This is a genomic window from Janthinobacterium sp. HH104, assembly GCF_001758715.1.
Classification (GTDB): domain Bacteria; phylum Pseudomonadota; class Gammaproteobacteria; order Burkholderiales; family Burkholderiaceae_D; genus Janthinobacterium; species Janthinobacterium aestuarii.
Genome location: NZ_LRIB01000014.1, coordinates 95,850 through 107,824 on the forward strand (window position 1 = coordinate 95,850; position 11,975 = coordinate 107,824).

An 11,975-nucleotide genomic window follows, 5' to 3' on the forward strand; every position below is an offset into this window, starting at 1 on the left:
GTGACGCAGTACCCAGTCGCTCACCGGCTGTTGCAACATCGATAGCGCCATCCTGCTCGCCTTGCGCTTGAGCACAGGATGGGCTATACAGGCGGGATGCACACGCCCATTACCATTCTCGCCATCGCCGGCAGCCTGCGCGCCGCCTCGCTGAACACCGCCTTGCTGCGCGCCATCGCCGGGCTTGCGCCACCGCCATTCGACATCCGCATCTATTCGGGACTCGGTGAGTTACCGCTGTTCAATCCCGACCTCGATGCCGACAGTCTGCCGGCCGTGACCGGTCTGCGCGACGCCATCCTGGCGGCCGACGTGCTGATGCTGGCCAGCCCCGAATACGCGCACGGCGTGAGCGGCCCCATGAAAAACGCGCTGGACTGGATGGTGGGAAATGAATCGTTCATCGACAAGCCGCTGGTGCTGCTGAACGCCTCGCCGCGCGCCACGCATGCGCAGGCGGCCCTGCGCGAAACGGTAGTCACCATGTCGGCGCGCCTGATCGACGACGCCTGCATCAGCTTGCCCCTGCTGGGGTCGGGTCTCAATGCCGAGGGCATCGCCGCGGACCCGGCATTGCGCCGGGCTATCCTCGATATGTTGCAGTGCATCAGGTCATTTTCATGACCTTCTGCACGTTTTACTATCAATTCATCTAGTTTTACTACGTACTTCTACGGACCGCTCAATGCGGAATCATGCCCGTGAACACGTACGCCTGCAGCATGGTGATGATGCCGATGATGACGGCAAACAACAGACTGTGCTTCAAGGTAAAGCGGAACAGGTCCGATTCCTTGCCCACCAGGCCGGTCGCCGCGCAGGCGACGGCGATCGACTGGGGCGAGATCATCTTCGCCGTCACGCCGCCCGTCGTATTGGCCGCCACCATCAAGGTGTCGGACACGCCGATCTGGTGCGCCGTCGTGTTTTGCAGGGAGCAGAACAAGGCGTTCGACGAGGTGTCGGACCCCGTCAGGAAGACGCCCAGCCAGCCCAGGAACGGCGAGAAGAACGGGAAGGCGGCGCCGCTGCCGGCCAGCAGCAGGGCCAGGGTGGACGACATGCCCGAGTAATTGGCAACGAAGGCAAACGCCAGCACCAGCCCGATCGATAGCACGGGACGGCGCAATTCCACGACTGTTTCCACGAACGCCTTCAGACCATCGCGCGGCTTCATGCGCAGCATCAGCATCGACAGCACGGCCGTCAGCAAGATCGCCGTACCCACGGCCGACAGCAGATCGAGCTTGAACACGGCGTCATACGCCTTCGGCTCGGCCACGATGGGCATCGTCTTCATCACCAGCTTGTCGAGGTAAGGCACGTGGATCTTGATGACCAGGCTGGACAAGGCACCGCCTGCGGCAAACAGCGCCTTGAAGCCGGGCAAGCTCCACACGGTGACGATGGCCGTCAACAGGCCGAACGGCGCCCAGGCGCGCATGGTCTGCGCCATCGTGTAGGGCGAGGCGGCGCGGTTGCCACCGCCACGCACGGCCGCAGCACCGCCTGCGCCACCAAAGCCGGACAGCGCAGCCGTGCCGCCGCCGACGGCATGCGCCACTTTCGCATTCTTCGGCTGCCACACTTTCAGGAACAGGGTCAGCGACACCAGGCTGACGAGGGCCGAGGTGATGTCCGGCAGTTCAGGGCCGATATGATTCGATGTGAAGTACTGGGTGACGGCAAAGCTCAAACCCGTCACCAGCGCGGCCGGCCACACTTCGCGCACGCCGCGGAAACCATCCATCATGAAGACCAGCCAGAACGGCACCAGCAGCGACAGCAGCGGCAACTGGCGGCCCGCCATGGCGCCGATCAGGAAGGGGTCGATGCCCGTCACCTGCCCCGCCACGATAATGGGGATGCCCATGGCGCCAAAGGCCACGGGCGCCGTGTTGGCGATCAGGCACAGGCCCGCCGCATACAGCGGGTTGAAGCCCAGGCCCACCAGCAGCGCCGAGGTGATCGCCACGGGCGCGCCGAAACCGGCCGCCCCTTCCAGAAAAGCGCCGAAGGCAAAGCCGATCAACAGCACCTGCAGGCGCTGGTCGTCCGTGACGGACAGCACGGAGGCGCGGATAATGTCGATCTGCCCCGTCTTGACGACGATTTTATACAGGAAGACGGCCGTGACGATGATCCAGGCGATCGGCCACAAGCCGTACGCAAAACCGTAGCCGGCCGCCGCCAGCGCCTGCGGCACGGGCATGCCATACGCAAAAATCGCCACGGCCAGCGCCAGCGCCAGGGTGACGGCGGCCGCCACATGTCCCTTGATGCGCAGCGCCGCCAGCGCGATGAAGAAGAAAATAATGGGAATGGCTGCCGCCAGCGACGACAGCCACAAGCTGCCGAGCGGTGTATAAAGTTGGGTCCAGGTTTGCATGTCGGGTCTCCTCCGGTGGATGCGGGTTAAGTGAAAAAACGGCTTTGCTGTATTTTTTTGCGGCGTATTTTTCTGTGGGGGCCGGCGCTACTCTTCCTGGCCCCGCGCGTTCAGCAGGTCGGCCAGGCTGCGCGGCGCCGGCGTCAAGGGCTTGCGGTGTTGCGTCCAGCCCAGCTGCGCGCGCGGCGTCAGCATGCGCAGCCGCGTGGCGGCCCAGCGGAACAGCCGGTAGCTGGCGGGGCGCGCGAAGGCGCCGCTCCAGAAGCGCCAGATCAGGCTTTCGCCGCGGCTGAACTTGGCGCCCTGCCCGCGCAGCGGATGGCTGACTTCCTCGTTCGGATTGCGGTTCGCTTCCGTGCGCAGGCGCACCAGCAGCTGCGGAATCGGAATACGCACGGGGCACACTTCGCCGCAGGCGCCGCACAGGCTTGATGCGGTGGCCAGATCCGCCGTCGCGTCGAGTCCCAGCAAATGCGGCGAGATGATCTTGCCGATCGGCCCCGGATACGTGGTGCCGTAGGCGTGGCCGCCGATGCGCGTGTAGACAGGACAGTGGTTCATGCAGGCGCCGCAGCGTATGCATTGCAGGGTGGCGCGCAGCTGCTCGTCGGCATAAGCCTGGCTGCGGCCGTTGTCGAGCAAGACCAGGTGCACTTCGCGCGGCCCATCTTTTTCACCGGCGCGGCGCGGGCCGGAAATCAGGTTGAAATACGTGGTGATGGCCTGGCCCGTGGCCGAGCGCGTCAAGAGGCTGGCCAGCGGCACGATATGTTCGAGCTTGGCCACCACTTTTTCCATGCCCATGATGGCGATGTGCACGTCCGGCACAGACGTCGTCAAGCGGCCATTGCCCTCGTTTTCCACCAGCCACAAGGTGCCTGTGTCGGCCGCCGCGAAGTTCACGCCCGACAGGCCGATATCGGCGTCGACGAAGGCCTGGCGCAGGGCGCGCCGCCCCGTCTGGATCAGGCTGTCAACGTCTTCCGTGTAGGGCGCGCCGGGGATATGCTCGGCGAACAGGCCGGCGATGTCGGCCTTCGTCTTGTGAATGGCCGGCATGACGATGTGCGACGGCTTTTCGCCGGCCAGCTGCACGATGTACTCGCCCATGTCCGATTCCAGGCACGTCATGCCGCGCGCTTCCAGATAGTGATTGAGCTCGATTTCCTCGCTGGCCATCGACTTGCCCTTGATGAAGCGCGTCGCCTGATTACGCTGCGCGATGGCGTGGATGATGGCGTTGGCCTGCTCGCCATCTTCGGCCCAGTGCACCTGCACGCCGGCGGCCGTCAGCTTGTCTTCCAGCTGCACCAGCAAATCGGGCAGGCGCGCCAGCGCGTGCTGGCGCACGGCTTCGCCGATGTCGCGCAGGCGTTCCAGTTCGTCGCCGTCGGGGAATTGCGTCTTGCGCTTGTCCTGTAAAAAATCCATGGCGCCGCGAAAGCTCTGGCGCAGTTTCGGGTCGTCCAGCGCGGCGCGGGCGCGCGCATGGAAGTCGGCCGGCTTGACGAATTGCAGGGGCTTGGCGTTCATGGCTGGCCTCCTTCATGGGCAGACAAATCATCGATGATCAACACCCACAGCCAGCGTGGGCCGTGCGCGCCATAGGCCAGCGTCTGCTGGATATCGGACGTTTTCGAGGGGCCGGACACCAGCACCAGGTTGGCCGGCATGCCGTCCGCCCAGCGCTCGGCGCGCGCCGCCGCGTGCAAGTCCACATGCAGGGTGCTCGCATACACAAGACAGATATGCAAAGGGGGCGCCAGGGACACCGTGCGCGGCGTGGCCGCATCGGGTGCGATGACCAGGGTGCCCGTGGCGGCGATGCCGGAGCGCGCGATGGTGAAACCCGCATCGACGGTGTCGAACAGTTCACTTTTCCACTGCGCCAGCGGACGCGTGAATGACAGCGTCTCCACCTCGGCCGGCAAGGCGGCGCGCAAGGCCCGCCCTTCGGCGCTGCCGGTATCGAGCAGCAAACGGCGCACGCCGTGTTCACCGAGGCGCTGCGCCAGCAAGGCGGGCCAGGTGTCCATGCTCACACAGTCGACTTGCGCATGCGAAGCGCACAAGGCGGCCTGCATGGCGGCGATCCTGTTCCGTGCCGGCAGCGGCGCTTGCGCCCGGCGTGCCAGGTAGTGCTCGTCGATGGCCGTATCGATGGCATCCACCGCTTCCGGTGCGGAGGGCGCGGCGGCGCGCAGGCGTCCCAGCATGCGTTCGCGGGCGGTCAGGATCGCGCTCATGCCGCGCCTCCCGTGCGGCGCCACAAAAAGCTGGCCATATGCTCGACGGGTAGCGGCGCGCCCTGGTGCTGCGCGGCGTGGCCGATATTGAGCAGGCAGCCGCAGTCGGCCGAGACGAGCCGGTCGCAGCCCGTGGCGCAGGCCGAGGCGATCTTGTCGCTGACCATGGCGCCGGAAATATCGGGGTGCTTCAATGAAAACGTGCCGCCAAAGCCGCAGCATTCCGATTCGCGCTGGTGTTCGATGCGGGTCACGCCGGGCAAGGCGTCGACCAGGGCCACGCCGTGCAGACGCGTGCCCATTTCACGGCGCGCGCCGCACGAGGTATGCAGCACCACGTTTTCATCGGCCTGCTCTACGGCAGCCATGCCGGCCAGGTCGAGCTGCAGCACGCAGACGAGAAATTCGCTCAGTTCATACACGCGCTCGGCCAGCTCCAGGGCCTTGGGGCCGGCCACCGGGTCGTCCTGGAACAGCTGCGGCCAATGGTGGCGCATCATGCCGGCGCAGGAACCGGACGGCACGATCACGGGCCACGGCTGCGCGAACAGATCGAGTTGGGCGCGGGCCACGGCGCGCGCCTGTTCCGGATTGCCGCTGCTGTAAGCGGGCTGGCCGCAGCAGCTCTGGCCGCGCGGATAATGCACGAGCAAGCCTTCCCGCTCCAGCAGGCGTACGGCATCGAGCCCCGCCTGTGGCACGAACAGGTCGACCAGGCAGGTGGCGAACAGGTACACCTGCGGCGGTGGCGATGGATAGTGGCGTGGCTGGCGCGGGTCTGGCTGCATGCGTTGTCTCCCCGGCGCTCTGTGTGTTGCTGCGGCGCCGCTGTGTGTTGTTAAGAATGACCGGTTCACGCATAATTCCAGCTTCCGTAAGCCACTTCAAATTGCTCGGACCACTTTAAAACAACACCGGAAGACATCGATGGCGACAGGCATGCAAACGCGGGGCAGGGTCGAGATGGTGATGCGCAGACTGGAAACGGCCCTGCTGGACGGCAGCTTGCCGGCGGGGGCGCAGTTGCCGGCCGAACGCCTGCTGGCGCAGCAATATGCAGTTTCGCGCAACACCGTGCGCGAAGCCGTGCAGCGGCTGGCGGCGCGGGGCCTCGTGCGCAGCCGGCGCGGCGCCGGCGTGTTCGTGACAGATCAATTGCGCACCGGCATGGCGTCGCCGTGGAGCCAGCTGGTGGCCGACCACCCCGCCCTGCGCGACGACATCCTGGAATTTCGCCGCGTGCTGGAAGGGGCGACCGCCTACTTTGCCGCGCAGCGGGCCAGCGGGGACGAGCGCGCGCAGATCATGGCGCTGCTGGGCGAGCTGGAACAGGCGCGCGCCAGCGACGACAAGCACGGCGAGGCGCAGGCCGATGCGCGGCTGCATGAAGTCATCGCCCAGGCGTCGCACAACACCATGTTTTTACACTTGCACACCAGCATCATCGGCATGCTGCGCGAACACATCACCATCAATGGCACGGGCTTGCGCCAGCAGGACGACGCCACCTCGCTGCAGCTGCTGTCGCAGCACCGCACCCTGTGCGTAGCGATCTGCGCCAGCCAGCCCGAGGAAGCGCGCACGGCCATGCAAAGCCACATCGATTTCGTGCGCACGCGCGTCACCAGCGATGACGATTGAGGCCACTGGTAGGACCAGTACTAGGACCAGTACCTGCGCACAGCGGCCGCAAAAACTGCTAACATCGCGCGCCGCCCACTGATCCCTCCTGCCATGACCGTCCTCGTCCACACTCATCCGCTGGTGCTCCAGCTGGAAAACGACTTGCTGCCCCTGTTTCGCGCCGCCCTGCCACCACTAGCGGCCGCCGCGCCACGGGCGCTCGCCTCTGTCTTCGCCTTTTCCAGCGGCACGGCCAGCGCCTTCCAGGATTATCACTTCGGCATTTCCTGCCTGCTCGCAGACGTGCCCGACGATGCCCCGGAAGAAGTCGCCCTGCTGGTCGGCGTCACGGGCCTCGATGCCGGCGCCCGGCTCAGCGCCCAGGTCGTTTGGGGCCAGCCATCGGGCCAGGTGGAAATGCAGGCCGAACTGCAGGCAGATGACTTGCCAACCCTGCATGCCGCCCTGCCCGGCTTGCTGGCCGGCTTGCAACAGGCAGCCAGCCGGGGCGCACCAGCAAGATGACAGGTGCATGAAAAAGTGCCAGGAAACAACAACTTACGCTTTCCTCTACGCAACTTTATTGACTTCCACTAGCCCCAGCCCCTATCCTTTCAGTTACGTTTGGTGAGAATGTGTGCGTGTTCATGCGAGCATGCAGGCGGCATCGCCTTGCCTCCCAAAAAGTCCATTCCGCATTTTTATTGCAACCATCAGGGCAACGCGCCTGAACGGCCGCTGCCAGCAAATACGGAGCTGACTGCCATGCCATCGCACCACCATTTTCCTGCCACACCCTTGCTCGGCTGTCTGTTCCTGCTGGCCACCCTGCCCGTGCAGGCGCAAACCACGGACATCCCGGCCGCCACCTTTACCGCCAATGCCAGTCTCACGTCGCAATACATTTCGCGCGGCTTTCGCCAGACCTGGGGCAAGCCGGCGCTGCAGGCGGGGGCCGACTACGCGCACCCGAGCGGCTGGTCGCTGGGCACGTGGGCGTCCACCGTCAGCGACCGCTATATCGAGGATGCGACCATCGAATGGGACGTGTACGGCGGCTACAGCGGCACGGTCGGTGAACTCGGCTACAGCGTGCTGGCCTACTATTACAAGTATCCGGGCGCCGTCTACCGCGCCACGGGCGTGAAGTACGACTATGGCGAACTGTCGCTGGGCCTCAGCTACAAGATGCTGTACGCCAAGTACAACCGCACGGTCACGCCGGACTTCTTCGGCATCACCAATGCGCGCGGCACGGGTTATCTGGACGTGGGCGCGAATGTCGACCTGGGCAATGCCTGGACCTTGAACCTGCACGCCGGCAATGGCCGGGTGGCGGGCACAGGCAACGCCATGTGGAACTGGCGCGACGCCAAGATCGGTGTCACCCGGACCTTCGACGGCGGCTGGAGCGCCAGCGCCGCCGTCACGCGGGCCTGGGGCGCCACCGATGCCTACGACCATTACACCCTCGGTATCCCGAATGCGGCCGGCCAGTTCGACACGTCGAACCCCGCCGCGACCACCCTGGTCGTGGCCATCAGCAAGACGTTCTAGGCGCGCCACCCGCGACGCCCATGACACCAATACCCCTCCCCATCAAGGAACAGCATCATGCAACTCTCACTGAACAGTAAAATCTGCGTCGCCGCCACCGCGCTCGCCATCCTCAGCCTCGGCGTCACGGCGGCCGTGATCGGCTACAAGAGCAGCGCGAGCGCCGAAGCGGCCGCGCTGGACCTGGCGCGCACATCGGCGCGCGAAGTGGCCGGCGCCTTGCAGGCGCGCATCGCCAGCAACCTGTCCAGCGTGTCCAGCCTGGCCGGCGCCATGCGCGGCACCAAGAGCGCCAGCCTGCCCCTGCAGCGCGAGCAGATCAATGAACTGACCAAGGCGACGTTGACCAGTTCGGAAGACTTGCTGGGCTCGGCCGTGACGTGGGAGCCGAACGCGCTCGACGGCAAGGATGCGGATTTCGCCAACCAGAAGCCGTACTACGACGCCAGCGGCCGCTTCATGCCCTACTGGACGCGGGGCGCCGGCGGCAAGCTGCAAGTCGAACCCATCGTCTTCGACCCGAAACCGGGCGCCAACGACTGGTATGACGTGCCCAAGCGCACAGGCAAGACTTACTTTACGGAACCGTACATCTACCCCGTCGATGGCAAGAATGTACTGATGGCCTCGCTGGTGGCGCCCATCATGATCGACGGCAGCTTCAAGGGCGTGGCCAGCGCCGACTTCATGCTTACGCGCCTGGCGAAAATCCTCGCCGACCTGAAAGTGATCGAGGGCGGCAAGCTGGCCCTGATCTCGAACGGCGGCCTGTACGCGAGCCACCCCGTGCCCGAGCGGCTGGGCAAGAAGGCCGACGACGTGCCGGCCGCCGGCCTGGAAAAGGTACGCCAGGGCCAGCCGTATGAATATGAGGACGACAAGGGTTACATCCATTTGCTGCAGCCGCTGCAGATACACCCCGATATCGCGCCCTGGAGCGTGGAGCTGAATTTCCCGAAAAGCGTGGCCACGGCCTCGGCGCGCGACCTGATGATCTACACCCTGATCGTCGCCCTGCTGTGCGCGGCGGCCACGGCCGGTATTTTGATTCTCGTCGTCAACCAGCTGACGCGCCCCCTGCGTACCCTGGGCCGCACCATGACGGACCTGTCGAGCGGCGACGCCGACCTGCGCGTCAAGCTGGAAGTCAAGGGCACGGACGAGCTGGCCGTGATCGGCAAGGGTTTCAACGCCTTCGTGGAAAAGATCCACGCCGTGCTGCTGCAAGTGCAGGCCAGTGCCGACAACGTGGCCCGCGCCAGTGCGGAAATTGCGCAAGGCAATAACGACCTGTCGGCCCGCACGGAACAGCAAGCCAGTTCACTGGAAGAAACGGCCGCTTCGGTGGAAGAGCTGACGGGCACGGTCAAGGAAAACGCCGACCATGCGCGCCAGGCGAATCAACTGGCCGCATCCGCCTCCAGCGTGGCGCAAAAGAGCGGCGAAGTGGTCGGCAAGGTGATTGAAACGATGACCTCGATTAACGACTCGTCGAACAAGATCGTCGATATCATTTCCGTCATCGACGGAATCGCTTTCCAGACGAACATCCTGGCCTTGAACGCGGCCGTGGAAGCGGCGCGCGCGGGCGAACAGGGCCGCGGTTTCGCTGTCGTCGCCACGGAAGTGCGCAACCTGGCGCAACGCTCGGCGGCGGCCGCCAAGGAAATCAAGCTGCTGATCGACGATTCCGTCGGCAAGGTGGCGGCCGGTAGCAAGCTCGTCGACGAAGCGGGCGCCACCATGGAACAGGTGGTCGACAGCGTGCGCAAGGTCACCGCCATCATGGCCGACATCAGCGTCGCCACCACCGAGCAAAGCGACGGCATCGCCCAGGTCAACCAGGCGCTGGCGCAGATGGATGGCGTGACGCAGCAGAACGCGGCCCTGGTCGAGGAAGCGGCAGCCGCCGCCGAAAGCCTGCAAGACCAGGCCAGCCATCTGGCCGAGGTGGTCAGCGTTTTCAAGCTGGGTGCACAGCAGCAAACGACGCCGCAGGCAATGCCGGCGGTGAAAAAATCAGCGCCGCCGCCAGCCAAGCGCCTCGCCCAGGCCAAGCCGGCGCCCGCGGAAAGAGCGCAGGCCAAGGCGCCGGCCGGCGATGATTGGGAAGAGTTTTAAGCCTGTCTTGCCAGGCGGCTGCGAGTGCCCTTGATCTATATCAAGTCACGAATACATTCGGTGAGAATTGCCCCTGATCCATCCTTTTATACTGTTGCCGCGTCTACGGCACGCATGCTTGCCGGAATAAAAGGATGGGGCATGAAAAAATTCGTGGCAGTATTCCTGGCATCAAGCACCGCACTGCTGGCCGGCTGCGGCGGTGGCGGCGGCAGCAGTGATGCAAGCAATTCCGATGCCGGCTCGACGCTGGCTCCCTACGTCGGCACCTGGCAAGCGCCGTGCGACGAACATGAACGCCAGACCATGGTGGTCGCAGCCAAGGCCGATGGCAGCGGCGCGATGGAACTGACCTCCACCATCGAAACCTATCTCAAGACCGGCTGCAGCGGCACCTTGCTGGGCACGGAAACCATGACCGCAAAGATGAGCGCGACACCGGATGGCGTGGCCGACGTTCTCGTCAAACTGACGGAGAACGGGGCAGCGAGCAATGTGCGCATCGACAAGCTGAATCTGTCCATGCCCGCCTATACCTTCAACGTCACGGGACCTGGCGTGCAATACGTGAAGAAAGATGGCAAACAGCAATGGTGCATCGAATATGAAGGCGGCTCCACTTGCCTGCTCGACGAAGGCATGCGCCCGGCGCAAACCATCAAAGGCGGCATTCTCTTGCGCGACAACAAGCTCTACACCTTCTCGCATAACGGCAGCAGTTATGAGCCCGACATGCTGTACGTGAAAAAATAAGCGCGTGACTGGCTGCGGGGCCCACGGCCATGCTGCTTCATGGCCTCGAGCCCGTCAGCGAGGGTAGGTGTAGAATCGAACAGACATTGCAACAGCAGAAAGCTATCCTGTAAAAAAAGGAGCTTGCCATGTCGACCAACGCTTTCTCCGTGCCGTCCGACGCCGCACTGGCCACCCTCTTGCCGCCGCAGGACAGCGCCTTCCCCTCCATCGACGGCTTGCGGCGCCTGCGCGACGCGGGCCTGGACCAGCTGCCCCTGCCCGGCCACGGTGCCACCCTGCGGCGCTGGCAAATGCTGGCCGCCATCGCCGCCATCGACCTCTCCCTGCTCAAGCTGTACGAAGGCCATACGGATGCGCTGGCCATCCTAGCGGAACTCGGCGGCCCCGGCGCGCCGGCCGGCAGCAGCTGGGGCGTCTGGAGCGCGGACATGCCGGACGCGCGCGTGCGCTTGCGGCAGGTGGCCGATGGCCGCCATGTGCTCGACGGACGCAAGGCCTGGTGTGCAGGCGCACATGGCCTCAGCCATGCCTTGATCAGCTGCTGGAACGACGCTCACCAGGCTTGCCTGGCCACCGTAGACCTGTCGCAGCCCGGCGTGCGCGTCACGGACGAAGGCTGGCAAGCCATCGGCATGCGCACCTGCGCCAGCGTCGACGTGACGTTCTCCGCCGCGCGCGCCTTTCCTGTCGGTGCGCCAGGCGCCTATCTTGAGCGTCCCGGCTACTGGCATGGCAGCGCCGGCATCGCGGCCGCCTGGTATGGCGCCGCCTGCGCCATCGCCAGCCATCTGCATGCACGCGCGCAGCACGCCGCCCCCGATCCCGTACGCCTGGCGCAATTGGGCCAGATCGACTGCGCCCTGCGCGCGGCCGGCGCTCTGCTGCGCGAAGGCGCGGCGGAAATCGACCGACATCCGCAACGCGATGCGATGGCCCTGGCGCTGCGCCTGCGCCTGGCCGTGGAAGACGCGGCCACCCTGGTGCTGCACCTGGCCACGCGCGCGCTGGGTGCCGGTCCCCTGTGCCGCGATGCCCATTTCGCGCGCCTGGCGGCCGACCTGCCAGTCTTCCTGCGCCAGAGCCATGCGGAACGCGACCAGGCCGTGCTGGGCGGCATCGTCGCCGGCGCGCAAGAACATCCGTGGACGCTGTGAGGGCGCGCAGACAAAAAAATCGCCGGACCGGATGGACTCCGGGCCGGCGATCAGGACTAGTCTGACTGGATGATTACTTGAGCGGCATCGCGATACCGAACATCACGGACTGGGTACGTCCGCTATCGT

11 protein-coding genes are annotated in these 11,975 nt (G+C 65.2%); 7 read left to right on the forward strand and 4 right to left on the reverse strand.

Going from position 1 to position 11,975, the window contains the following annotated elements; genetic code table 11:
• The first annotated feature begins 96 nt into the window (after window positions 1-96).
• Complete coding sequence (locus tag JAB6_RS04525; RefSeq protein WP_070301563.1) at window positions 97-624, forward strand: NADPH-dependent FMN reductase; 528 nt, start codon at window positions 97-99, stop codon at window positions 622-624.
• Window positions 625-682: 58 nt separating this feature from the next.
• Here JAB6_RS04525 and JAB6_RS04530 read toward each other — a convergent pair whose 3' ends face one another.
• The 4 genes from JAB6_RS04530 to JAB6_RS04545 form a co-directional block, all read right to left on the reverse strand.
• Complete coding sequence (locus JAB6_RS04530; protein ID WP_070301547.1) at window positions 683-2,389, reverse strand: lactate permease LctP family transporter; 1,707 nt, start codon at window positions 2,387-2,389, stop codon at window positions 683-685.
• Between the two features lie 87 nt (window positions 2,390-2,476).
• Window positions 2,477-3,922, reverse strand: coding sequence for a LutB/LldF family L-lactate oxidation iron-sulfur protein (locus JAB6_RS04535; RefSeq protein WP_070301548.1), 1,446 nt, complete (start codon window positions 3,920-3,922; stop codon window positions 2,477-2,479).
• Window positions 3,919-4,635, reverse strand: coding sequence for an LUD domain-containing protein (locus tag JAB6_RS04540; RefSeq protein WP_070301549.1), 717 nt, complete (start codon window positions 4,633-4,635; stop codon window positions 3,919-3,921). Before JAB6_RS04540 ends, JAB6_RS04535 begins: the two co-directional genes overlap by 4 nt.
• Window positions 4,632-5,423, reverse strand: coding sequence for a (Fe-S)-binding protein (locus JAB6_RS04545; RefSeq protein WP_070301550.1), 792 nt, complete (start codon window positions 5,421-5,423; stop codon window positions 4,632-4,634). The genes JAB6_RS04540 and JAB6_RS04545 overlap by 4 nt, the downstream gene beginning before the upstream one ends.
• A gap of 151 nt (window positions 5,424-5,574) precedes the next feature.
• On the opposite strand from JAB6_RS04545, the gene JAB6_RS04550 reads away from it, so the two are divergent.
• The 6 genes from JAB6_RS04550 to JAB6_RS04575 all read left to right on the forward strand — a co-directional run bounded on the left by JAB6_RS04550 (window position 5,575) and on the right by JAB6_RS04575 (window position 11,846).
• Window positions 5,575-6,276 carry a FadR/GntR family transcriptional regulator gene (locus JAB6_RS04550; RefSeq protein ID WP_235194231.1) on the forward strand — a complete coding sequence of 234 codons (702 nt, stop codon included), beginning with the start codon at window positions 5,575-5,577 and terminating at the stop codon, window positions 6,274-6,276.
• A gap of 93 nt (window positions 6,277-6,369) precedes the next feature.
• Window positions 6,370-6,783 (forward strand): hypothetical protein, encoded by a 414-nt coding sequence (locus JAB6_RS04555; RefSeq protein ID WP_070301551.1) that lies wholly within the window; start codon window positions 6,370-6,372, stop codon window positions 6,781-6,783.
• A gap of 240 nt (window positions 6,784-7,023) precedes the next feature.
• Window positions 7,024-7,815, forward strand: a complete 792-nt coding sequence (locus tag JAB6_RS04560) for a TorF family putative porin (RefSeq protein ID WP_254671466.1) — start codon at window positions 7,024-7,026, stop codon at window positions 7,813-7,815.
• A 57-nt stretch (window positions 7,816-7,872) separates the two neighbouring features.
• Entirely contained in the window at window positions 7,873-9,936 is a 2,064-nt protein-coding gene (locus tag JAB6_RS04565; protein WP_070301552.1) for a methyl-accepting chemotaxis protein, read from the forward strand.
• A 141-nt stretch (window positions 9,937-10,077) separates the two neighbouring features.
• Window positions 10,078-10,689, forward strand: a complete 612-nt coding sequence (locus JAB6_RS04570) for a hypothetical protein (RefSeq protein WP_070301553.1) — start codon at window positions 10,078-10,080, stop codon at window positions 10,687-10,689.
• A gap of 128 nt (window positions 10,690-10,817) precedes the next feature.
• Window positions 10,818-11,846, forward strand: coding sequence for an acyl-CoA dehydrogenase (locus tag JAB6_RS04575; protein WP_070301554.1), 1,029 nt, complete (start codon window positions 10,818-10,820; stop codon window positions 11,844-11,846).
• Window positions 11,847-11,975 lie beyond the last annotated feature (129 nt).